Source organism: Polaribacter gochangensis, from assembly GCF_046224025.1.
Taxonomy (GTDB): Bacteria; Bacteroidota; Bacteroidia; order Flavobacteriales; family Flavobacteriaceae; genus Polaribacter; species Polaribacter gochangensis.
Map to the genome: position 1 here is coordinate 772,641 of NZ_JBJXRF010000002.1, position 24,263 is coordinate 796,903.

Here is a 24,263-nt window from a genome sequence, read left to right on the forward strand (position 1 = left end):
TTAGATAGTTGTTACCCAGTTTAATAAGTAACAGATTCTAAAGCGTTTATAAACCGAGTTTACAGATACTGGCATCTGTGAATTCACAATTGTTCACAGCATGTCAACATTTTTAGAGTTGGGGCTTAGAGAAGAAATCTCTAAAGCGCTAACAGATTTGGGTTATGAAAACCCTACAGTAATTCAAGAAAAAGCAATTCCACAAGTAATTGCATCATCACAAGACTTAAAAGCTTTTGCACAAACCGGAACTGGTAAAACAGCCGCGTTTAGTTTGCCTATTTTACAACAATTAGATGTAAATAGTAAAGACACACAAGCAATTATTTTATCTCCAACTAGAGAACTAGCAGTTCAAATTGGAAAAAACATCGAAGAGTTTGCAAAATATATAAAAGGTGTAAGAACTACAACCGTTTATGGTGGAGCAAACATAGAAGAACAAATTCGTTCATTAAAAAAAGGTTCTCAAATAGTTGTTGGAACTCCTGGTAGAACAGTAGATTTAATTAAACGTAGAGCTTTAAAATTAGGAAGCATTCGTTGGATCGTTTTAGACGAAGCCGATGAAATGTTAAACATGGGTTTTAAAGACGAATTGGATAAAGTTTTAGAAGCAACTCCAGCTGAAAAACAAACCTTGTTATTTTCTGCAACTTTTCCAAGAGAAGTTGAAGCAATTGCAAAAAACTACATGCACAAGCCGATAGAAATTACTTCTGGGCAAAAGAACGAAGGTTCTGATGACGTAAGTCACGAATATTATGTAGTTAACGAACGTACACGTTACGAAGCATTAAAAAGAATTGCAGATGTAAATACAGATATTTACGCAATTGTTTTTTGTAGAACTCGTAGAGAAACACAAGAAGTTGCAAATAACTTAATAAAAGATGGTTATAGCGCAGATGCGTTGCACGGAGATTTATCGCAAGGACAACGTGATGGCGTGATGGATAAATTCAGAAAGAAAAGTATTCAGATTTTAGTGGCAACAGATGTTGCAGCGCGTGGTTTGGATGTTACTGAATTAACACACGTAATCAACCATAAATTACCAGACCAAATAGAAAACTACACACACAGATCTGGTAGAACTGGTAGAGCTGGTAAAAAAGGAATTTCGGTTGTATTGGTCAACGGAAAAGAAAAAGGAAAATTACGCTCTATAGAAAGAATCATTAAGAAGAAATTTGAACAAGCAAATGTTCCTAGCGGAAAAGAAATTTGCCAAAATCAATTAATGCATTTAATTGACAAAGTTCAAAATGTAGAAGTAAATACAAAACAAATTGAAGAATTCTTACCAAGCATTTATGAGAAATTAGATGGCTTAGATAGAGAAGAGTTGATTCAAAAATTTGTTTCGCTAGAGTTTAACAACTTTTTAGCATACTACGAAAACGCAAAAGATTTAAACGATTTAGCAGCATCTAGAGGAGATTCTAGAGATTCTGGCGGAAGAGGAAGACCAAGAGACGAAAACATGACGCGTTTCTTTATCAACTTAGGTAGAAAAGACGATTTAAATCCTGCACGATTGATTGGTTTAATTAACGACCAACGTATTACAGACAATATAGAAATTGGTGCAATTGATATTTTAGATACTTTTTCATTCTTTGAATTGGATAAAAACTTTGAAGGACAAACATTGAGTGCTTTTGAAGAAAACGACCCAGAATTTAACGGACGTGGTGTAAATATAGAAATTACAAAGAAAGAACGTTCTGGCGGCGGAAGAGGCCGTGGAGGAGATAGAAGCGGAAGAAGATCGCCAAAATCTGATGGCGGTGGATTTGGAAGAAAACGTAGCGACAGAAGTTCTTCTCCAAGAAGAAGCGGTTCTTCTGACAGAAAGCCAAGAGCTGGCGGAGACAGACCTGATAGAGGTTCTGCAGACAGACAATCTGGCGGTTTCGGAAGAAGACGTAGAGAAAGATAAAATAGTATAAACGATACAACAAAAGCGCCTCCATGATGGAGGCGCTTTTTTTATGCCTTTATTTTGTTATATTTGAGTTGCTAAACAAAAAGGCAACTTGTATTATCCGTAATATAAAAATCGATAATGAGAACTTTAATTACCTTATAACGAGTTAGCTACTATAACTTCAGAAAAATATTTCATATGAAACTTTTTGACAGAATTCAAGACTCCAAAAGAAATATTAAGGAATCACAAAAATTTAATGTGACGTCTGAAGTACTTAAATTTATAGACAAAATTAAAGATAGGAAAAATGACAAAATATTTTTAATGTCAATTCCCACCAGTTTAGTCGCTTCAAATGAAAGTTATTTTAAGGATATATTCTCAAATTTGATTGATTACGACAAAAAGTTTCTTGATAATTCTAAGAAATTAATGCAGAGAAATAAGGTTGATATTGATGATATTTTCCACATTTCAAAATTATCATTTTCAATAGGCGACTTGGTTGCTTATTCATTAAAGTACTCTTCAATAGAAACCATATTAAACACATTTAAAGAAATTTCTGAGATTGATGTTTTTAAAGAAATTAATGGATTAAGAGAAATTCTACTCGATTACGGAGTTGAAGAATGGATATTAAATCGTAGAGAGTTAAATATTGGTAGCATTTTGAAAAATCTTAAAGAGTTATATGAAATGAGAAATATGATTTGTCACGATTTCCTTTCTGCAACTCATAAATTAGAAATTGATTCAGAATTAATTATAGATTATATATTAGATACAGTTCTTTTACAATATTCAGTTGATATTCTTTGTTCAGAGAAAATATATGAAAAACTGATTCCGAATGAATATAAAGAGCGAAAAAACCACTTTGAAAGTATCATAAATGAAAAAGAGGAATATTTAAATAAGCTTTATAATGAGCTAAAAAATTCATTTACATCAAAACAGCAAATTCAAAATCTTGTGGAAAATATCAAAATTTTTCAAAAATATCTTGAAAATGATTGTGAAAACGTTCATTCCTTTTGGCTTGACAAATTTGATGATGAATTCTTATTTATTGATACAAGCGTAAGACACAAAATAAACTTACTAGACCAAAGAATAAAAAACATCGAACAACAAATTTACAGTAGCTAACAACTCATAAAATTTATGCTTAAATTTGAACTAATACAAACGTCAAACATTCAACTAACGATTTGCTACGTCCGAAAAATCTCAGATTTTCCAGTCGCACAAATCTTATAAAAACTCGTTGTGTTTAATTTAAAAGAAAATTATGCCAAGTATACCAGCTTTTTGCGATAAATGTGGACTTATTTTTAATTCTGGATTTTCATTTGAAGGAAATAATCAAAATATTCAAATGACTGGAAATGCTAGTCAATGTCGAAATTGTGGCAATATGGCGACTATCCCTGATGGACTTTATAACATTACAAATAATACAATAGAACTTCTAAAAGGACCAGATATTAGCGTCCAACGATTAAAAACTCTAAAGCGATTTGTAACTGATTTGCAAAATAAAGAGTTCACTAAAGAAGAATTAAGTAAAACTATATCTAAAGAAGCACCTGAATTGTCATCAATTGTAGATGCTTTACCGAAAACAAGAAATGAATTATATGCTTTTTTAGCTATTCTCATTTCTATTATTACAATTTTAATAGGAACTCTTTCAAAAGATGAAAAGCCAAATATTACTGTAAATAATGTTTTTAATAATTATAATCAAGAGTTTGTTGACCAAAGAAAAGAAGTAAAACAAATTACTACTTCTAAAAAACAGGGACGAAATGAAAAGTGTAATTGTGGTAGTGGATTGAAATATAAAAAATGCTGTGGTAAACCAAACTAAACACAACAACATGTATAAAAAATTGCTACATTAGTGCTTAATCAAGGGTCGTTGTATTTTTGTTACATCTGATTTTCCTGCGGAAAATCCTCGCACACAAAAATGCAACTAACCATACACAAACACGTTTCTTAAAAAGGCAAACTAATCGTTTCTGGTTGTATAAAATCTTTAGAATACGGGTTTTCTAGAAAACTTACTGGCGGCTTTTGAAACTGAATAATATCTTCTTTTTCTATTCCGTACACTTGCCAATAATTAGAAAGCAATTGGGCAAATATTTGCTCATCCCAAAAACCAAAAATAGGTTGCACTCCGTTGTTTTTAATTGCTATGCTAATGTGTTCGTCTAAGCTTTCAATATTGTATGCTGGTTGGTGTTGTAAGATATAATCTGAATAATGAAAACGGGCATACAATTCTTCAAACTGCACAGGATGCAACACGTGTCCTTTCATTTTATCGAGAATTTCTTTGTGCTTTTCTCCGAGAATTCCGTTGTCTTGCAAACAGGCAATAAAACCAAAACCATTTACTCCAAACGAAAACATTAAATTGATAGGATCGTCGCGATAGCTAAAAATATCTGTAGAATATTTAAGCGGAAAAACAGCAATGCTCCACGGTTTTTGCCCAACAAAAGAAATTGGTTTTACAACAGATTGCAACATCAAATGGAAATTCCCAAAACGCTCTTTAAGAACATCGGCAACGGCAAATTCTTTGTCTTGCGCAAGTTGTGTATCCCTTTCGTAAATCATTTCGTAATACAACAAGCCATACACCATTCTACCTGTCCATTGAAAAAGTAGTTCTTCATCCAAAGCGTCCATTCCTTCAAAACCTTTTTTATATGCGGCCTTAATCTTAACATCTAGTGCTTCGAAAGCATTTTTTACTTCAACAGAACACGGCAATCTAAGATCTTCATAATGATATGATTTCGCTTTGTCCATCATCTCAATTTTTTCATTACCAAATTTAAAATGATCCATCAACCATTTCGGAAAAACGGTCATGCTTTCGGTTGTTAAAACTCCTGTTAGAAAACAGAAATGTTCGTCGAAAATCAATTCTTTAAAAGGGTTATAAAGTGATTGGGACATAATTATTTGGATTTATTTTTTTGCAAAGATACTTATTCTTTTACCTCATCAGTGCCATATAACAACTCAATAAATTCTGATTTTGTAATATTACCAAAATAGTCTTCTAGGTTGATGTTGGCTAACTTTTTTGTAATTTCTTCCTTGTCGTACGCAACGCCAATTAAAAGATTTTCTATAGTTTCTAATGGTTCTTTTCCGAAGAAATCTCCAAAAATTTTAAGTTCTGTTAAATATCCTTTCTCTACAAACATTCTTACATCAATTTCTCCCACAGGAAAACGTTTGCTTCGCTGAATGTTAAACTTTGGAGAACGCCCATAGTTCCAATCCCAAGAATCGTATTTTTCTTCTTTTAATTGATGGACAGCTTTCCATTCTTCTTCCGTTAAATGGTAGGTTTCAAAAGCTTCTCTTTCTGCATACAAACCTTCTAATAAAAGTGCTCTAAATTCTTCTATTTTCATCGGATTGTTAAGATATTCGCTAATATTTGCAACTCTGCTACGCACAGATTTGTGTCCTTTAGAAATGATTTTACTCATCTTTACTTGAAGCGCATTGCCAACTTCATTAAGATCTGTATCAAACAAAAGAGTTCCGTGACTCACCATTCTTTTTCCTGTTGAAAACTGAGCGGTTCCAGAAATTTTTTTATCATCTACAAGAATGTCATTTCTACCTTTCAGCTCTGCTTCTACTCCAATTTTTGAAAGCGAACTGATGACCGGTTCTGTAAATTTTTTAAAATTGTTTAAGCTTTTAACATCGTGATTGGTGATAAAACTAAAATTAAGGTTTCCATTATCGTGATAAACTGCTCCGCCTCCAGAAATTCTACGCACCACATGAAGATTATTTTTCTCTACATATTCGTGATTAATTTCTTCTAAGGTATTTTGACTTCTACCAATAATGATAGAAGGTTCGTTGATATAAAACAATAAATAATCAGCTTGTTTATCAAAGTTTCGGAGTACATATTCTTCTAAAGCAAGATTTAATCTTGGATTGGTATTTCCTTCATTTTCTATAAATATCATGTGTAGAAAAGTTTAAATTTAAAGGAACAAAGTTAAGAATTATTTAACGGACAAATTAGTCCTTTTTAAAAAAAATCAATGCAAAATTCAAAGAGAAACATGGTTTTACTCATCAATTTAACGTATTAAAAAAGCGCTGTAAATAGAGCTACTCTTCCATAATAGAAGCAGCAATCTTTTTGTAAGTTCCGTTTTCTAATTTGGTTCTAATTCCAGAAAATGCTGCAATGGTTTCATCAATGTCATCTTGTGTATGGGTAGCAGTCGGAATCAATCTTAAGATGATCAACCCTTTAGGAATAACTGGATACACAACGATAGAACAAAAGATTCCGTAATTTTCACGTAAATCATTTACCATTGCCATTGCTTCAGGAATTTCTCCTTTTAAAAACACTGGTGTTATACAGGTTTGTGTAGTTCCTAAATCAAAACCAGCATTTCTTAAACCACTTTGTAAAGCATTGGTGTTTTCCCAAAGTTTTGTTTTTAACTCTGGCATTGTACGCAACATATCTAAACGTTTTAATGCTCCTTTAACCATTGCCATTGGTAATGATTTTGCAAACATTTGAGAACGCATATTGTATTGTAAATACTGTATAATATCTTTATCGGCCGCAAAGAAAGCTCCGATTCCCGCCATCGATTTTGCAAAAGTGGCAAAATAAACGTCAATTCCGTCTTGCACACCTTGCTCAAATCCAGTTCCTTTACCGTCTTTCCCTAAAGTACCAAAACCATGAGCATCATCAACTAACAAACGGAAGTTGTATTTTTCTTTTAAAGCAACAATTTCTTTTAAACGCCCTTGTTCTCCACGCATTCCAAAAACACCTTCAGAAATCACTAAAATTCCGCCTCCATTTGTATCAGCCATTTTAGTTGCACGTTGTAAGTTTTTTTCAAAACTTGCCATATCGTTGTGTTTGTACACAAAGCGTTTTCCTGCATGCAAACGAACACCGTCAATAATACAAGCGTGCGTATCCATATCGTATACAATGATATCGTTTTTAGTAACCAATGCATCAATTGCAGAAACCATTCCTTGATATCCAAAGTTTACCAAATAAGCAGCTTCTTTCTCAACAAATTCTGCACATTCTTTTTCTAATTGCTCATGAAAAACAGTATGACCAGACATCATTCTTGCGCCCATCGGATACGCCATTCCGTATTCTCTAGCCGCTTCTCCATCCACTTTTAACACTTCTGGGTGATTTGCCAATCCTAAGTAATCGTTAATACTCCACGTAATAACTTTCTTTCCGTTAAATGACATTCTGTTCGAAATAGGTCCTTCTAACTTAGGAAAAACATAATACCCTTCCGCTTTATCAGCCCATTTTCCTAATGGTCCTTTATCACCTTTTATTCTTTCAAATAAATCTTTCGTCATGTGTTTTTATCTTCAAAATTGAGAGTGCAAATTAACCGCTTTTTTGGCAGTAAATCAAATTAATATGCATCTATATAACTACAACTACTCTAAAAATCCTTGTTGCTGCATCCAAGAATCACTGTAAATTTTATTCATATATCTAGATCCGTGATCTGGAAAAACCAATACCACAACACTGTTATTTGCAAACATATTTTTATCGTTGTACTGAATTGCAGCTTGCATTACAGCGCCACTAGTATAGCCCGAAAAAATACCTTCTTTAATGATAATTTCTCTTGCTTTAAGTGCAGCTTCTTTGTCTGTTACTTTTTCGTAGTCATCTATAATATCAAAATCGGTTGCAGTCGGAATTAAATTTTTACCCAAACCTTCTATTCTGTATGGATAAATATCATCTTCGTCTATTTCTCCAGTTTCGTGAAATCCTTTTAAAATTGATCCATAAGCATCAACTCCTAAAACTTTAATAGCCGTATTTTGTTCTTTTAAATACCGTCCTATTCCAGAGATGGTTCCTCCTGTTCCGCTTGCAACAACAACATGCGTTACTTTTCCTTCGGTTTGTTTCCAAATTTCTGGACCTGTAGAATGGTAATGTGCTTCGCTATTTAATTCGTTAAAATATTGGTTGATGTAAATTGAATTCGGAGTTTCTTTATGGATTCTTTTTGCGACTTCATAATACGAACGAGGATCGTCTGCAGCAACATTTGCAGGACATAAATGCACTTCTGCTCCCATTATTTTTAACATGTCTATTTTATCTTGTGATGTTTTAGAACTTACTGCCAAAATACATTTGTAGCCTTTTACCATAGAAATCATTGCCAACGAAAAACCAGTGTTACCAGAAGTTGTTTCTACAATAGTGTTTCCTGGTTTTAGAATCCCTTTTTTCTCTGCATTTTCTATAATATACGTTGCTATTCGGTCTTTTGCAGAATGGCCAGGATTGAACGATTCTAATTTTGCAAAATAAGAACCTTTTAAGTGATTTGTAATGTTGTTTAACTGAACCATTGGCGTTTGCCCAACGAGTTCTAAGATATTTTTATTTGTTTCTTGATTCCTTGTCATTATTCAATTTTATTCTCTAAATCTAACATAAACGCATATTCTTTGGCAACTTCTTTTAAAGCATTAAATCTTCCTGATGCTCCGCCATGACCAGCCTCCATATTTGTATGTAATAACAGAATGTTATCATCTGTTTTGTATTCTCTTAATTTTGCAACCCATTTTGCAGGTTCCCAATACTGCACTTGACTATCCCAATACCCTGTTGTAATTAACATGTTTGGATATGCTTTTGCTTTTACTTGATCGTAAGGCGAGTAACTTTTTATGTACTCGTAATATTCTTTATCCTTCGGATTTCCCCATTCGTCAAATTCACCGGTTGTTAACGGAATACTTTCATCTAACATTGTAGAAATTACATCTACAAAAGGAACTTGCGCTATAATTCCGTTGTACAATTCTGGGTTCATATTTACAATTGCTCCCATTAACAATCCGCCAGCAGATCCGCCCATTGCGTATAAGTGTTTTGCTGATGTATAGTTGTTTTCTATTAAGAATTTAGAACAATCTACAAAATCGTTAAACGTGTTTTTCTTGTGTAATAACTTTCCGTCTTCGTACCAATTTCTACCTAAATATTCGCTTCCTCTAATATGCGCTAAAGCGTACACAAATCCTCTGTCTAACAAACTTAATCGCACTGTGCTAAATCCGTCTGGAACCGTTGCGCCGTAAGAACCATAGGCATATAATAACAACGGAGTGTCTTCATTTAGTTTTGTATCTTTTCTGTACACCAAAGAAACAGCTACTTTTTTACCATCTCTTGTTGGCACCCAAATACGTTTGCTTGTATAATTTTTTTTATCAAATGTACCACCAAGAACTTCCTGTTCTTTTTTGATTTCTTTTGATTTGTCATCCATGTTAAAATCAATCACCGAACTAGGCGTTGTCATTGAATTGTATGAATAACGAATTGTATTGGTATCAAAATCTGGATTTGCATAAACACCAACCGAATACGTTTCTTCATCAAAAGGTAAATAATAATCTTTGGTATTGTCCCAACGCATAATTCTTACATTGTTCAAACCATTTGTGCGTTCTTCTAAAACCAAATATTCTTTATAAATAGACATGTCTTCTAGCAAAGTATCTTCTCTGTGCGGAATTACATCTATCCAATTTTCTTGTGATGTTTTTGTAACCGGAGTTTTCATCAACTTAAAGTTTGTTGCTCCGTCTTTATTAGTTCTTATGTAAAAATGATTCTTATAATGTGCAATATCGTATTCTAAATTACGCTCTCTTTTCTGAATGATTTGAGGCGTATCATTTGGTGTGTCTGCATCTAAAAATTGATACTCAGAAGAAACCGTACTATACGAACTAATAATGATGTATTTGTTTGATTTTGATTTGGTTACAAAAGTGCTAAAAGTATCATCGCTTTCATGAAAAATCTCTACATCTTCAGATGCATCAGTTCCTAAAACATGTTTATAAATTTTATAACTTCTTAAAGAAACAGGATCTTTTTTGGTATAAAACAAGGTTTTATTATCGTTTGCCCAAACCGATCCACCATTTGTATTGGTAATTGCATCTTTATAGATTTCTCCAGTTTTTAAATTTTTAACATGAATTACATATTGTCTTCTGCTAACTGTGTCAACAGAAAAAGCTGCCAACTCGTTATTTGGGCTTATGTTTAATCCGCCTAATTGAAAATATTCGTGTCCTTTTGCCAATTCATTTACATCAAATAACAATTCTTCTTTGGCGTCTAAAGATCCTTTTTTACGAGTATAAACTGGGTATTGTTGACCTATTTCAAATTTTGTGATGTAAAAATAGCCGTTCTTTTTATACGGAACAGATTCGTCATCTTCTTTAATTCGAGCTTTCATTTCTTCGAATAAAGATGCCTGAAAGTTATTTGTATGAGACGTTATTTGGTCGTAATAATGGTTTTCTGCGTTTAAATAATCGAGAACTTTAGTAGTTTGTTCGTCTTTTATTTTAGCGTTTTTTTGCTGATCAGACAAACGCATCCAAAAATAATTGTCAATTCTAATATCACCGTGCATTTCAATTTCTGTAGGAATCTTATCTGCAATTGGTGGTGTAATATCTTTCGTATTCATGGAGTCGTTTTTACAAGCGCTTGCAAAAATAAGGCTAAATGCTGTAGTGTAAAACAATATCTTTCTCATTTTTATAAATTTTTTTCTTGCTGTTAAAGTAGTAAATTTGTGGTAAATATTAAATTAGAGAATTATGTTTGGAGATATGTCTAGTATGATGAGTAAATTAAAAGAAGCGCAACAAAAAGTGGAAGAAACAAAAACACGCTTACATCATGTGTTGATTGACGAAACCTCATCAAACGGAAAAATACAAGTTACAATTACAGCAAATAGAGAACTAAAAGCGATTAAAATTGATGATAGTTTACTCAACGATGCTGAAGAATTAGAAGACTATTTAATTGTTACATTAAATAGCGCCATTAAAAAAGCAACCGAAATAAACGAACAAGAATTAGCTGTTGCCGCTAAAAGCGGAATGCCAAACATTCCTGGAATGGATTTATTTAAATAGTTGTATTATATAAGAATAATAATTTTACTTTTTCGTTTGAAAATTGTAAAGTCATCAATATAAAAACATGAATAAAGAAAAAACGAAATCGACATCTGTCATTAAAAAAATTGCAACGTGGTTTTTTGGAGTTGTCTTTTTTCTAATCCTTTTATTAGCAACTGCTCCGTATTTATTTAAAGACAAAATAAACGCAATGATTACGAAAAGCATTAACGAAAAAGTAAATGCAACTGTATCATTTGAAGATGTAAATCTAAGTTTATTAAGAAGTTTTCCGCTTGCAAATTTATCTATTTCTAAATTGCATATTTTAAACAATGCTCCGTTTAAAGGCGACACACTTTTTTATGCATCCGAAATTCATTTAAAAATGAGTATTGGAGAATTATTTAAAGATGCTTCTGAAGCTATGGATATCAAAAGTTTTTATCTTGATAACAGTTTTTTAAACATTGTTTTTGATGAAAACGGAAACAAAAATTTTGATATTGTAAAAGAAGCTACAACAGCAACTCCCACAACAAAAAGCGAACCTTTTTCTTTAAATATTGAGGAATATGCTATTGACAATTTAGAGGTGAATTATAGTGATAAAGCTTCCAATTCTAAGATTAGAATTAGCAATATTGTGCACTCTGGAAAAGGTAATTTTAACAAAGACATTTTAGATTTAAAAACAACTTCGAGAGCAAATCTTTCTGCGGATGTAAACGGAACAAATTACTTGAATGCAATTGCGATTTCTTTAGATGCCGTATTAGGAATCAATTTAAAAAACTATACATTTACCTTTAAAGAAAATAAAGGTTTTATCAATCAATTGCCTTTAGAATTCGACGGATCTATTCAGTTAGTAGAAACGGGGCAGTTGTACGATATCAATTTTAAAACGCCAACTTCTTCGTTTAAAAATATGCTGGGTTTAATTCCTGCTCAATATGCTGGAAACTTAGATGCTGTAAAAACGGAAGGTGATTTTGATATCAACGGGATTTTAAAAGGAACGTATTCTGAAAATACAATTCCGACTTTTGATATTTCATTCAATTCAAAAAATGCATTATTCAAATATGATAATTTACCAAAAACGGTAAAAAACATCAATATAAATGCTACAATTAGTAATAAAACTGGTACTATAAACGATACCTATATTACTGTAAATGATTTGTCGTTTCGAATAGATGAAGATGTTTTTAATGCAAAAGGAAACGTAAAAAACATCCATAAAAATCCAAAAATTAGCTTAACTGCAAAAGGAACAATCAATTTAGAAAATATTGCAAAAGCCTATCCCATAAAGTTAGAAAAACAACTTTCAGGAATTTTAAAAGCCAATGTTACCACAGTTTTTGACATGAATTCTGTTGAAAAAGGAAATTATCAAAATATCAAAAACTCAGGAAATATGAGTCTTAGTAATTTTAAATATGAAGGTAAAGAAGTTGCCAAACCATTTTTAATTAACAAAGCAACCATTGCTTTTACAACGAGCAAAATACAATTGAATCAGTTTGATGCTACAACAGGAAAATCTGATCTTCAAATTAAAGGAGCCTTAGATAATTTTTATGGATTTTTATTTCAGAACCAAGTATTAAAAGGCGCATTTAATTTGGAATCTAATTATATAGCAATTTCAGATTTTTTATCGCCAACAGCTGTTGTTACTAAAGAAAAGAAGACCATTGAAGCAATTAAAATTCCGTCTTTTTTAGATTGCACCATCAATGCCAAAGCAAAAGAAGTTCGCTACGACAATTTAACTTTGTCTGATGTAACAGGCAATTTGATTGTGAAAGATGAAAAAGTAAATCTTGACCAGCTAAAAATGAATCTTTTTGGTGGAAATATTCTTTTATCAGGAACTGTTTCTACAAAAGAAAACACACCAACTTTTAAGATGAATTTAGGTTTGGATCAATTAAATATTTCGAATTCATTTTCTCAAATTGAAATGCTTTCTGCTATCGCTCCGATTGCCAACACTATTGATGGAAAATTAAACGCAACGATCGAATTGTCTGGTTTTTTAAAGAACAATATGACGCCAGATTTGTCTAAATTAACAGGAAATTTATTTGGACAATTAATTGATAGTAAAATCAATGCCGATAAATCAAAACTATTATCGAGTTTAAATGCGCAAGCAAATTTTTTAGATTTTGAAAAGCTGAGTTTAGATGATGTAAAAACCTACATCGCTTTTAAAGACAGTAAAGTTACCATAAAGCCATTTCAGTTAAAACACAAAGACATTGTGTATTCTATTTCTGGAACGCATGGTTTTGATCAAACAATGAACTATGATGTCAAAGCAGAAATTCCTGCTAAATACTTAGGGAAAGAAGTTGTTGGTTATTTGAGTAAGTTGTCTGATAAAGACGCTAAAGAAATAAAAAACGTTCCTGTTAACATTGATGTTACAGGTAGCTTTAAAAATCCTGCTATAAAAACTGATTTAAAACAAGCAACCAAAAAACTAGTTGACAATTTGATAGAACAACAAAAAAACAACTTAATTAACAAAGGAAAAGGTTTGTTAAATAATTTATTAAAAAACAATAAAAACTAACCATTTGTTACCTAAACTTATACTTCAAATAGAAGATTATATGCTTCCTTGCTTAAACAAAAAACTCTTCGGAGTAGATTGTTTGGGTTGTGGTTTTCAACGTGCTTTTTTACATTTAATAAAAGGTGATTTTATTGAAGCTTTTAAAATGTATCCTGCTATTTATACACTTCTAATTCTTGCCATTTTTGCAATAGTACATTGGAAATATAAATTCAAAAACGGTAGAAAAATTATGATTACTTTAGCTTCATTAAACATTTTAATCATTGTGATTAGCTATTTTATAAAAATGAATCAACTATTTTAACCAATTACTATTTTATGGAAAAACAAAAATTACCAAATGCAACAACTTCGCTTATTTTAGGAATCGTATCTATTGTAACTTGCTGTTGTTATGGAATCATAGGATTGCCTTTAGGAATTGCAGCAGTAGTTCTAGCAAATAAAGCTAAAAAAATATATTTAGAAGCTCCAGAAAATTACACAGGATATTCTAATGCAAATACTGGTAAAATTTTAGGAATTATTGGTATTATTCTAAATGCATTATATTTAATAATGATTATCATTCTTATTTCTGCTTTTGGATGGGCTGCATTGCAAGACCCGCAATTATTCCAAGAAAGAATGTTAGAACTTTAATATAAAAAAAGCCTGCAAAATGCAGGCTTTTTTATTTTAACTTGAGTACCATTTGCTAAAACTCAGAAATAGTTTTCTTAATAATAGCAATACAATCTCTTAATTGTTCTTCATTCATTACCAATGGTGGCGCAAAACGAATAATGTTTCCATGTGTTGGTTTTGCTAACAATCCGTTGTCTCTTAATTTGATACAAATATCCCAAGCAGTAGAGCTATCCTCGGTGTCGTTAATTAAAATAGCATTCAGTAAGCCTTTTCCTCTTGCCGATTTTACCAAATTATTTTGATTTGCAAATTCTGACATTTCAGCTCTAAAAATTTGTCCTAAACGTTCAGCGTTTTCTGCTAAATTTTCTTCTCTTACAACTTCTAACGCAGCAATTGCTACAGCAGCTGCAACCGGATTTCCACCAAAAGTAGAACCGTGATTTCCTGGTTTGATAACATTCATAATACTATCATTTGCTAATACTGCTGAAACAGGATACGCTCCGCCAGAAAGTGCTTTTCCAAGAATTAAAATATCTGGCTTTACATTTTCGTGATCTACCGCTAACATTTTACCTGTTCGTGCAATTCCTGTTTGTACTTCATCAGCAATAAATAATACATTGTGTTTTGCACACAATGCTTTTGCTTTGGTTAAATATCCTTCAGAAGGAACATAAACGCCTGCTTCACCTTGAATTGGTTCAACTAAAAATGCTGCAATATTATTGCTAGCATTTAAAACTTCTTCTAAAGCTTGTAAATTATCATATTCTATTTTGATAAATCCATCAGTATATGGACCGAAATTTTTACGTGCTACAGGATCGTTTGAAAAAGAAATAATTGTTGTAGTTCTTCCGTGAAAATTATTTTCACACACAATAATTTGTGCTTCATTTTCTGCAATTCCTTTTACTTCGTACGCCCATTTTCTAGAGATTTTCAACGCTGTTTCTACAGCTTCTGCTCCAGTGTTCATTGGTAATAACTTGTCAAAACCAAACAATTCTGTTGCGAATTTCTCGTACTTTCCAAGCATGTCATTATAAAATGCTCTAGAAGTTAATGTTAATGTTTGTGCTTGTTGCACCATTGCGCCAACAATTTTTGGATGACAATGTCCTTGGTTTACTGCAGAATATGCTGATAAAAAATCATAATATTTTTTACCTTCTACATCCCAAACATACACGCCTTCTCCTCTACTCAACACTACAGGAAGTGGATGATAATTGTGCGCTCCGTACTTGTTTTCTAATTCGATCGCTTGTTGCGAAGTTAATGTGTTTAAAACAGCCATTTTTAATACTTTTAAATTTATATAATAACCATTCCTTATCTACCTTTATCCTTTCGAAGAGTTCGAAAATTCAGCGTGGGAAAGAAATCATCCCCGAAGTTTTACAAAAGTAGTAAAATTATATTTTGAAATAAACATTATTAAGAAAAACGAAACACAATTTAAAACCTCACCGATTTTAGAAATCTGAGGTTTTTAAAAAAACGGAATATTCTATTTTGTTGAAGCAGAAGTAATCAATAGCTCTAATCGTTTTAGTTCTCTTAAAATTGCATTCTTATCCATTTGCATCCAAGCAAAAATCTTTAACATGCTAACTCCGAATAAGAAGATCAATCCGCCAATTCCCCATTTAATAAGTTCATTTATTTCTGTTGTATTAAAAAACTGAACGACACAATACACAAACATTCCGAAGAAAATTAAGGTCATAAAATTCATTAGAAACATGACCCATTTATTTTTTCCTTGAAACAATCCAATTACCATTTCAAAAATAGTTTGTGGTTCTAATTCATCATAAAATTTTGCTTCTTCTTGCGATAATGTTTCTTTTATTAATTTGTCTATTTCTTCTGTGTTATTCTTCATAATTTCTATGTTTTAATGATCTTTTTAATTTTTCTCTTGCGTGAAACAATCTCGATTTTGCGGTACCAACTGAAATTTTTAAGGCTTCACTTATTTGTTGCAACGAATAGCTTTCTGTGTAAAATAATTTGATAATCATTTTTTGATTGGTTGGTAATTCGTCAATTTCAACTTTTAAAATGGATAACTGTTTTGTTTTATCATCTTCAGATTCATCAATCTGAATACTTTTATCTTTTTCGTCATAAAATATATTCAGTTTATTGTTTTCTCTTTTATTTGCTCTAAGCCAATCAATTGCTTTTCTGTTTACAATGCTAATACTCCAGCTTTTAAATTGCTTCGGGTTTTTTAATGTGTCTAGTTTTTTAAAAATAATCACCCAACTTTCTTGTGCAATATCCTTCGCAACATCAGCATCTTTTACATACCAATAAGCAAGTTTACAAAACGGAACATGCCATTTTTTAACCAAACCAGAAAGTGCTGCTGTATTTCCTGATTGATATGCCAATACCAATTCACAATCTGACAAAATAGTTGTATCCTTCATACTTATTTACATCTTATAGACGTACAATTTGAGAAAAGGTTCATTTTTTATTTAAAAGTACGGATATATTCTAATTTATATCCGCTTTTCATCATTTGAAACCATAACTTTTCCTAATTTTGCGAACCATAAAACACTTAGCATGCCACGTAGAGAACGAAATAAATTTGTGAAGAGAAATCAGGTTTTAGAATTAAAAATCGAAGATTATGCCTTTGGAGGAAAAGGAATTGCAAGAATAAAATCTGAAGAAGGAAGTTTTGTTGTTTTTGTTCCGAACACCTTACCCGGACAATTGGTAAAAGTTCAGATTCAGAAATCGAGCAAAAAATACGCTGAAGCTAAATTGATAGATGTTTTAGAACCTTCAGAAAACGAAGTTGAAGTTCCGTTTCAAGATATTCCTGGTGCGCCTTACATCAAATTACCAATAGAATTACAGCATCAATATAAAAAAGATAGCACCTTATCTTTATTTAAACGAATCGGAAAAGTAGAAACAATTGAAGATTTATTTGACGAGTTTATTACGTCGCCAAATGTGTTTCATTACAGAAATAAAATGGAATACGGTTTTTCTGCCATTGGTTATGATAGAGTTGCAAAACACGATAAAGACGAGTTTACTTTAGGTTTTAAAAGACGTGGTGTTTGGTGGATGGGAGACAATTTAGAGAAAGATTCTGGGTTGTTTGACAAACAAGTTGAAGTCAATCTAAAAAACATCAGAAAATATTGTGAAGAAACAGGTTTACAACCTTGGCATGGACCAAAAAGAGAAGGTTTCTTTCGTTATTTTGTAGTAAGAAAATCTTTTAAAACAGATGAATTATTATTCAATTTAGTAACAACTTCACCAGAATTGTTTAAGTTCGATTTACAAAAATTTGCAGCATTTTTAGTTGAATTATTTGGCGATAGAGTTGCTGGATTATTACATACCATAAACGACGAAACTGGCGACAGAACTATTGCAACTTCTGGTAGTTTAGAATTGGTGTACGGAAAAGACAAAATTGTAGAAGAATTACTAGGATTGAACTTTGAAATCAGCATGAAAAGCTTTTTTCAAACCAACCCGAAATGTGCAGAAAAATTGTACAGCAAAGTGGTAGAATATGTATTAGAAGACAAATCAAAAGTTGACAATACTGTGGTAATGGACTTGTTTTGTGGAACCGGAACCATCGGACAAATTGTAGCTTCTAAAAGTGATAATGCAAAAATTGTTGGTGTAGATATTGTGGCTTCTGCCATTGAAGATGCAAAAGAAAATGCCAAGAGAAATAACATTAATGGATTGCAATTTTATGCTGCAGATGTTGGTAAGTTTTTAACTGCGCACCCAGCATATAAAGGAAAAATAAAAACCATTATTTTAGATCCTGCAAGAGCGGGAATTGCACCTAAAACATTACAAAAAATCATCAACTTAAATGCAGACAGAATGGTGTATGTTTCATGTAATCCGGCAACACAAGCAAGAGATACAGAATTGTTAAGCGAAGCTGGTTATCAAATTAAAAAAATTAGTTTGGTAGATCAATTTCCACATACTTCTCATATTGAAACGGTTGTTTTGTTTGAGAAAAAATAGTTTATTTGTTTAAAAAAACGCTACGAATTTGAAAAATTAATTGTCTGGCAAGAATCAAAAAATCTAATAATCGATATCTATAAAATCACAAAAGGTTTTCCGTCTAATGAAAAATTTGGATACATTAGTCAATTAAGAAGAGCATCTGTATCTATTGCTTCAAATTTAGCAGAAGGAACATCAAGAAAAACAAATTAAAGACAAAGCTCATTTTACAACAATTGCATTTAGTTCTGCAATGGAAGTGTTAAATCAAAACATAATTTCTAAAGAATTGAACTTTATTTTTGAAAAAGATTATATTTTAGTCCGAGGAAAATTACAGAAAATTACAAACATGCTAAATGGCTTAAGAAAAACGCAACTAAACAAATAAACGTATAAACGAATACACTCATAATTAAATGAAAAAACCCTTTTTATACATCCTCTTTTTATCCTTATTGTTTTCCGCTTGCGAAAAAGATGATATTTGTTTATTGCCAACAACTCCAAAATTAGTATTGCGTTTTTACGATGCTGCAAATCCAACTACAGTAAAAAATGTAGCACGTTTATCTATTTGGGCTGATGGAAAAGACACCATTTCAAACTATAAAAGTGCTTCTCTAGATTCTGTTGCAATACCGTTAAACGTCAATGCAACTCAAACTATTTATCATTTAAAGACAAATTCTGTCGATGGAAATAAAGCAAATAACATCACCGATACTTTCACTATAAATTACACAACAACAGAAGAATACGTTTCACGTTCTTGTGGTTTTAAAACCATTTTTAACAATGTAACAATAACTTCTACTAATGGTTGGGTTCAATCTTTTACTCCAACCTCTTTAACAACAATTGAAACTCAAACAAGCGCGCATGTTCAAATATTTCATTAGTTTTTGTTTGATACTTACTTCACTAAGTAATTTTGCTCAAGAAAAAGAAGCCAGCGATTCTATTTCTACTAAAACTGCTTATGGTTTGCGTTTAGGAATTGACATCAGCAAACCAATTACGGGAATGATTGATTCAAATTCTAGCGGATTAGAATTTGTTGCAGATTATAGAATTTCTAAAAATTGGTACATTGCAACTGAATTTGGAACTCAAGAAGAAATTACGGTTGAAGACTATACAAATTCAACCTCAAAAGGATCGTTTTATAAAATCGGAGTTAATTATAATGCATATGACAATTGGTTGGATATGAACAACGAAATCTTTGTTGGATTTAGATATGCAACAAGTACTTTTGAACAAACCTTAAACAGTTATAACTCTAACACAGGAAGCGATTATTTTGCTGGAAATACAATTTCGACGCCAATAACCACAAAAGGTTTACATGCGCATTGGACAGAGTTTGTTATGGGAATAAAAGTAGAAACCCTTAACAATTTATTTTTAGGGTTTAGTTTCTCGTATAAAATTATGTTGAGTTTAGAGCATCCAACAAATTTCAAAACCCTCTATGTTCCAGGATTTAACAGAGTTTTTGAAACAGAAACTGGCTTTGGATTTAATTACACTATTTCTTATACAATTCCATTTATTAGCAAGTAATGCTATTTTTATTACTTGTTTTTAGTAACTTTATCTTCCTTTATTAAAATTTATTAAAATGAATAACATACCTAGCGTTAATTTAGCCGATTTTTTATCGGATGATCCTCAAAGAAAACAACAGTTTATAAAAGAAATTGGACATGCTTACGAAAACATTGGTTTTGTTGCATTAAAAGGTCATTTTTTAGACGATAAATTAGTTGATGATTTATATACTGAAATTAAAAACTTTTTTGATTTACCTACTGAAGTAAAAGAGAAATACGAAATCCCAGGAATTGGTGGTCAGCGTGGTTATGTTTCTTTTGGTAAAGAATCTGCAAAAGGAAAAAAAGAGGGCGATTTAAAAGAGTTTTGGCATTTTGGTCAGTATGTAGATAGAGATTCAAAATACGCAAAAGAATACCCAGCTAATGTAACTGTAGAAGAATTACCAAAATTTAATGAAGTTGGTAAACAAACCTATCAAATGTTAGAGAAAACAGCAAAATACGTCTTGCGTTCTTTGTCTTTACATTTAGGTTTAGAAGAAACCTATTTTGATAAGTACATCAAAAACGGAAATAGTATTTTACGACCAATTCATTATCCGCCAATAAAAACAGAACCAAAAGGCGCAGAAAGGGCTGCAGCACATGGAGACATTAATTTAATCACCTTATTAATGGGCGCCCAAGGAAAAGGATTACAAGTTCAAAATCATAAGGGAGATTGGATTGATGCTGTTGCAGAACCAGATGAATTAATGATTAACGTTGGCGATATGTTATCTAGACATTCTAATAACAAACTAAAATCTACTATTCACCGCGTTACAAATCCGCCAAAAGAAATGTGGGGAACTTCTCGTTATTCGATTCCGTTTTTTATGCATCCCGTTTCTGACATGAAACTAGATGTGTTAGAAAGTTGTATTGATGCAGAAAACCCAAAACAGTTTGATGATATTACTGCTGGCGAATTTTTAGATGAACGATTAAGAGAATTAGGACTTAAAAAATAATACAATTATCAATAAACAATTATCAATTGATAATTGTTTATTGATAATTGACAATTGAAATAATGGATTTAAAAGATCAACTTAAAAACTTATTTCCTGAACACGAAGAAGTTCCTGAAAAGGTTGAAAAAAAATCAGCTATTTGGTTACAAGACGAACCAATCATTTGTAAATATGAAAAACGAAAAGGAAAACCTATTACTATTTTAGAAGGCTATACAGGAGCAACATCAGACTTCAAAATATTAGCTAAAGAAATTAAAACAACACTTTCTGTAGGTGGAAGTTTTAAAGATGATAAAATCATTATCCAAGGTGATTATAGAGATCGAATAATGACGATGTTAAAGGATAAAGGTTTTAAAGTAAAACGCGTTGGTGGTTAACACAAAACGTTAAAGTATAGCAACTTAAAAATAAATAAAAATTAGCATCGTTTTTTAATTATGAAAACTTCAATTTTACACATCACCAATGGCGATAGCACTACCAATTATTTAAAAAAAATAAACATTAAAGGTGATTTTATTACATGGAGAGAAATGTTGTGTGAAGGTAAAACGAATGTACATGTTGGTAGTGAACCTTTTTGGAAAGCTAGATTCGAATTCTTAAAACAATCGTATAAAGTTACCAAAAAGCAATTCATCGATTTAACGCTAAAAGAATATCGAAATTTATGCAATCAGAAATCGCAAGAAGAAATTGTGTTGTGGTTTGAGTATGATTTGTTTTGTCAAATAAATATGATTGCTGTGATCAGCTGGTTAAAAAAATACAGAAAAGGCAGAAAAATTTCGTTGGTTTGTAGTGGAAAAGTTAAAGGAAGCAACAAATTACTTGGCTTATCAGAACTATCAGAAAAGCAACTTAAAGTACATTATAAAAACAAAATAGAATTAACAATTGATGACATTGCCTATGCAGATTATGTGTGGCAATTGTACTGTTCCAACGACCCAATTAAATTACAAAACGTATATCAATATCAACAAAACACCACTTTTACTTATCTAATTGATAGCTTATTAGCGCATTTACAACGCTTTCCTTCTATTAGAAACGGACTGAACAAAACAGAAAACAGTATTCTTGACATTGCTGTTAATTCTAAATTAAATTCAGAAGAAGAATTAATTAGCGCCGTTTTACACCATGAAAATCAATATGGTTTTGGAGACCTACAATACAAAAAACAAATTGCGGATTTAAAAGGTTACTTTTCCTCTTTTGCTCCAGTAAAACTGAATAAAACGGGTGTAAAAGTCCAACAACAAGTACTAAACACCTACGCAAATATGCGAGATGATTTCTCGTTTTTAGGTGGCGCAAAAAAATACAATTTCTTATACGATAACTCAACACAAAAGTTATTGAAAATTACCTCTTTATGATACAAGAATCAGAACTGATTTTAAACCCAAATGGAAGCGTTTATCATTTAAATTTACTTCCAGAAAACATTGCTACAGATATTATTTTTGTTGGCGATCAAGATCGCGTAGATAAAATTACGAACCATTTTGATTCTGTAGAATTTACGACTCAAAAACGAGAATTTAAAACGTCAACTGGCTTGTATAAAGGCAAACGTATTTCGGTTATTTCAACCGGAATCGGTCCTGATAATATTGATATTGTGATCAATGAATTAGATGCTTTGGTAAATATTGATTTAGCAACCAGAACCATAAAACCAACTCACACTGCTTTAAATATTGTTAGAGTTGGCACTTCTGGCTCTTTACAAAACGACATTCCTGTTGATAGCTTTTTAATGAGCACTTTTAGCTTAGATTTAAATGGAATGTTACTTTCTTATCAAGTTGATGAAATTTCTCATCCAGCAATAGAAAATGCTTTTGTGAAACACACCAACTGGAGCGCTAAAAAATGCCATCCAATTATTGTTAAAAATAGCAAAGAACTAGAAGCTAAAATTTCTTCAGAAAAAATTTTTAAAGGAATGACAGCAACAGCTGGAGGATTTTATGGGCCGCAAGGACGTGTGTTGCGTTTGGCGCTACAAGATGCTGATTTAAATTCTAAAATTGATAGTTTTAATTATAACGGAATACGGGTTACCAATTTAGAAATGGAAACGTCTGCAATTTATGGATTGTCTAAGTTATTAGGACATCACGCTTGTTCAATGAATGCAATTATTGCTAACAGAGCAAACGGAACTTTTAGTAAAGATTATGCAAAAGTTGTTGATGATTTGATTTTGTATACGTTGGATAAATTGGCTGAATAGATGATAAACCTAACAATTGGCGGTGTTCCAGAGCATTTTAATTATCCTTGGTACTTAACGCTTAAAAACAAAGAATTCGCAAAACACAACATCAATTTACGTTGGAAAGATTTTCCTGGCGGAACAGGAGAAATGAATGCTGCACTTCGGAATTCTGAAATAGATATTGCCATTATTTTAACTGAAGGAATCATCAAAGATATCGGAGAAGGAAATCCTTCTAAAATTGTACAAACTTTTGTTAAAAGCCCATTAGTTTGGGGAATTCATGTGGCAAACAATTCTTCTTTTCAGCAAATTTCTGATTTAGAACATGCTACCATTGCTATCAGTCGCTTTGGATCTGGTTCGCATTTAATGGCAATTGTTAACGCATATAATAATGGTTGGAACATCAATAGGTTACAATTTAAAGTTGTTGGCGATTTAGAAGGCGGAATTGAGGCTCTTAAAAACGGAAAAGCAGATTATTTTATGTGGGAACATTTTACAACAAAGCCTTTAGTTGATGATGCTACTTTCAGAAGAATAGGAGACTGCCCTACTCCATGGCCTTGTTTTGTAATTGCTGTTAGAAATGAAGTTCTAGAAAATCACCCAGAAGAAATTAAAGAGATTTTAAATCTAATCAATAGCAAAACAGTTGCTTTTAAAGAGATAGAAAATATAGACGCCATCCTTTCTAAACGCTATCAACAAAAGTTAGAAGATATCCAAAAATGGTTATCGATTACTGAATGGGAAAGTAAAAAACCAATTTCGGCAGAATTAATTAATGAGATTCAAAATAAAATGATTGCATTTAACGTTATAGACTCGAAGACAGATGCTAAAAAGTTCATTAAAAATATGTACATTTAGACTTTTAAATTTGAGATTAAAATGAAAAAAGTAGTATTTATTGCAATTTGTACATTAGGAGTTTTGAGTATCACTTCATGTCGAAGTACTTCAGCTAGCTGTGGTTTAGCTAAAAACACATCAACGAAACAAACTCAACAAAACTTTCAACAAACAACCCTTGTTGCAAAAGCAACGGTTAAGTAGTTGACTGTCTTATTCAAATTCAATAAATCCGCTTTTATAGCGGATTTTTTTTTGCCTTTAACATGCTTTGGTCACAAAAAAAAGACTCACCATTTTAAGGTAAGTCTTTTTTAAATAAATTAATTCGAGGGTGAATTAT

General features: G+C 31.7%; 26 protein-coding genes. 18 read left to right on the top strand and 8 right to left on the bottom strand.

All coding sequences use genetic code 11. The features are described 5' to 3' along the window. Window positions 1–100: 100 nt before the first annotated feature. From ACEWL1_RS08780 to ACEWL1_RS08790, 3 genes are all read left to right on the top strand, one after another. The gene (locus ACEWL1_RS08780; protein WP_409232924.1) at window positions 101–1,945 is read left to right on the top strand and encodes a DEAD/DEAH box helicase; all 1,845 of its coding nucleotides are present in this window, start codon (window positions 101–103) and stop codon (window positions 1,943–1,945) included. Window positions 1,946–2,131: 186 nt separating this feature from the next. Then, complete coding sequence (locus ACEWL1_RS08785; protein WP_409232925.1) at window positions 2,132–3,088, top strand: hypothetical protein; 957 nt, start codon at window positions 2,132–2,134, stop codon at window positions 3,086–3,088. 142 nt (window positions 3,089–3,230) lie between these two features. After that, a complete protein-coding gene (locus tag ACEWL1_RS08790; protein WP_409232926.1) occupies window positions 3,231–3,812 on the top strand; it encodes an SEC-C metal-binding domain-containing protein in 582 nt (193 codons plus the stop codon). 131 nt (window positions 3,813–3,943) lie between these two features. On the opposite strand, the gene ACEWL1_RS08795 is transcribed toward ACEWL1_RS08790, so the two are convergent. The 5 genes from ACEWL1_RS08795 to ACEWL1_RS08815 form a co-directional block, all read right to left on the bottom strand. Beyond that, a complete protein-coding gene (locus ACEWL1_RS08795) occupies window positions 3,944–4,918 on the bottom strand; it encodes a hypothetical protein (protein WP_409232927.1) in 975 nt (324 codons plus the stop codon). Window positions 4,919–4,950: 32 nt separating this feature from the next. Beyond that, window positions 4,951–5,961, bottom strand: a complete 1,011-nt coding sequence (locus tag ACEWL1_RS08800; protein ID WP_409232928.1) for a lipoate--protein ligase — start codon at window positions 5,959–5,961, stop codon at window positions 4,951–4,953. 148 nt (window positions 5,962–6,109) lie between these two features. Next, the gene (locus ACEWL1_RS08805; protein ID WP_409232929.1) at window positions 6,110–7,363 is read right to left on the bottom strand and encodes an aminotransferase class I/II-fold pyridoxal phosphate-dependent enzyme; all 1,254 of its coding nucleotides are present in this window, start codon (window positions 7,361–7,363) and stop codon (window positions 6,110–6,112) included. An 84-nt stretch (window positions 7,364–7,447) separates the two neighbouring features. Next, window positions 7,448–8,446: a PLP-dependent cysteine synthase family protein gene (locus tag ACEWL1_RS08810; RefSeq protein WP_409232930.1), complete on the bottom strand. Its 999-nt coding sequence runs from the start codon at window positions 8,444–8,446 to the stop codon at window positions 7,448–7,450. Then, complete coding sequence (locus tag ACEWL1_RS08815; protein WP_409232931.1) at window positions 8,446–10,542, bottom strand: S9 family peptidase; 2,097 nt, start codon at window positions 10,540–10,542, stop codon at window positions 8,446–8,448. Before ACEWL1_RS08815 ends, ACEWL1_RS08810 begins: the two co-directional genes overlap by 1 nt. Before the next feature lie 133 nt (window positions 10,543–10,675). Between ACEWL1_RS08815 and ACEWL1_RS08820 the strand changes: the two genes are divergently transcribed. The 4 genes from ACEWL1_RS08820 to ACEWL1_RS08835 all read left to right on the top strand — a co-directional run bounded on the left by ACEWL1_RS08820 (window position 10,676) and on the right by ACEWL1_RS08835 (window position 14,225). After that, window positions 10,676–10,999, top strand: a complete 324-nt coding sequence (locus tag ACEWL1_RS08820; protein WP_409232932.1) for a YbaB/EbfC family nucleoid-associated protein — start codon at window positions 10,676–10,678, stop codon at window positions 10,997–10,999. 67 nt (window positions 11,000–11,066) lie between these two features. Continuing rightward, a complete protein-coding gene (locus tag ACEWL1_RS08825; RefSeq protein ID WP_409232933.1) occupies window positions 11,067–13,577 on the top strand; it encodes an AsmA-like C-terminal region-containing protein in 2,511 nt (836 codons plus the stop codon). 4 nt (window positions 13,578–13,581) lie between these two features. After that, window positions 13,582–13,887 carry a DUF2752 domain-containing protein gene (locus ACEWL1_RS08830; RefSeq protein WP_409232934.1) on the top strand — a complete coding sequence of 102 codons (306 nt, stop codon included), beginning with the start codon at window positions 13,582–13,584 and terminating at the stop codon, window positions 13,885–13,887. Window positions 13,888–13,901: 14 nt separating this feature from the next. Then, entirely contained in the window at window positions 13,902–14,225 is a 324-nt protein-coding gene (locus ACEWL1_RS08835; protein ID WP_409232935.1) for a CCC motif membrane protein, read from the top strand. Between the two features lie 55 nt (window positions 14,226–14,280). On the opposite strand, the gene rocD is transcribed toward ACEWL1_RS08835, so the two are convergent. From rocD to ACEWL1_RS08850, 3 genes are all read right to left on the bottom strand, one after another. After that, window positions 14,281–15,519 carry an ornithine--oxo-acid transaminase gene (gene rocD / locus ACEWL1_RS08840; RefSeq protein WP_409232936.1) on the bottom strand — a complete coding sequence of 413 codons (1,239 nt, stop codon included), beginning with the start codon at window positions 15,517–15,519 and terminating at the stop codon, window positions 14,281–14,283. Between the two features lie 213 nt (window positions 15,520–15,732). Further along, on the bottom strand, window positions 15,733–16,110 hold the full coding sequence (locus tag ACEWL1_RS08845; RefSeq protein WP_409232937.1) for a DUF6768 family protein: 378 nt from the start codon (window positions 16,108–16,110) through the stop codon (window positions 15,733–15,735). Continuing rightward, complete coding sequence (locus ACEWL1_RS08850; RefSeq protein ID WP_409232938.1) at window positions 16,100–16,663, bottom strand: RNA polymerase sigma factor; 564 nt, start codon at window positions 16,661–16,663, stop codon at window positions 16,100–16,102. The genes ACEWL1_RS08845 and ACEWL1_RS08850 overlap by 11 nt, the downstream gene beginning before the upstream one ends. 142 nt (window positions 16,664–16,805) lie before the next feature. On the opposite strand from ACEWL1_RS08850, the gene rlmD reads away from it, so the two are divergent. The 11 genes from rlmD (at window position 16,806) to ACEWL1_RS08905 (ending at window position 24,124) form a co-directional block, all read left to right on the top strand. Further along, on the top strand, window positions 16,806–18,260 hold the full coding sequence (gene rlmD / locus ACEWL1_RS08855; protein ID WP_409232939.1) for a 23S rRNA (uracil(1939)-C(5))-methyltransferase RlmD: 1,455 nt from the start codon (window positions 16,806–16,808) through the stop codon (window positions 18,258–18,260). Window positions 18,261–18,344: 84 nt separating this feature from the next. Then, window positions 18,345–18,458, top strand: coding sequence for a four helix bundle protein (locus ACEWL1_RS08860; RefSeq protein ID WP_409233046.1), 114 nt, complete (start codon window positions 18,345–18,347; stop codon window positions 18,456–18,458). 40 nt (window positions 18,459–18,498) lie between these two features. Then, entirely contained in the window at window positions 18,499–18,636 is a 138-nt protein-coding gene (locus ACEWL1_RS08865) for a four helix bundle protein (protein WP_409232940.1), read from the top strand. Window positions 18,637–18,664: 28 nt separating this feature from the next. Further along, window positions 18,665–19,147 carry a DUF6452 family protein gene (locus tag ACEWL1_RS08870; protein WP_409232941.1) on the top strand — a complete coding sequence of 161 codons (483 nt, stop codon included), beginning with the start codon at window positions 18,665–18,667 and terminating at the stop codon, window positions 19,145–19,147. Continuing rightward, on the top strand, window positions 19,128–19,814 hold the full coding sequence (locus ACEWL1_RS08875; protein ID WP_409232942.1) for a DUF6048 family protein: 687 nt from the start codon (window positions 19,128–19,130) through the stop codon (window positions 19,812–19,814). The genes ACEWL1_RS08870 and ACEWL1_RS08875 overlap by 20 nt, the downstream gene beginning before the upstream one ends. Before the next feature lie 58 nt (window positions 19,815–19,872). Beyond that, window positions 19,873–20,820: an isopenicillin N synthase family dioxygenase gene (locus tag ACEWL1_RS08880; RefSeq protein WP_409232943.1), complete on the top strand. Its 948-nt coding sequence runs from the start codon at window positions 19,873–19,875 to the stop codon at window positions 20,818–20,820. A gap of 62 nt (window positions 20,821–20,882) precedes the next feature. Beyond that, on the top strand, window positions 20,883–21,206 hold the full coding sequence (locus ACEWL1_RS08885; RefSeq protein ID WP_409232944.1) for a translation initiation factor: 324 nt from the start codon (window positions 20,883–20,885) through the stop codon (window positions 21,204–21,206). A 60-nt stretch (window positions 21,207–21,266) separates the two neighbouring features. Continuing rightward, a complete protein-coding gene (locus ACEWL1_RS08890) occupies window positions 21,267–22,214 on the top strand; it encodes a DUF1835 domain-containing protein (protein WP_409232945.1) in 948 nt (315 codons plus the stop codon). After that, window positions 22,211–23,077: a nucleoside phosphorylase gene (locus ACEWL1_RS08895; RefSeq protein WP_409232946.1), complete on the top strand. Its 867-nt coding sequence runs from the start codon at window positions 22,211–22,213 to the stop codon at window positions 23,075–23,077. Before ACEWL1_RS08890 ends, ACEWL1_RS08895 begins: the two co-directional genes overlap by 4 nt. Beyond that, complete coding sequence (locus tag ACEWL1_RS08900; RefSeq protein ID WP_409232947.1) at window positions 23,078–23,938, top strand: substrate-binding domain-containing protein; 861 nt, start codon at window positions 23,078–23,080, stop codon at window positions 23,936–23,938. It begins immediately after the preceding gene. 21 nt (window positions 23,939–23,959) lie between these two features. After that, window positions 23,960–24,124: a hypothetical protein gene (locus tag ACEWL1_RS08905; RefSeq protein WP_409232948.1), complete on the top strand. Its 165-nt coding sequence runs from the start codon at window positions 23,960–23,962 to the stop codon at window positions 24,122–24,124. Window positions 24,125–24,263 lie beyond the last annotated feature (139 nt).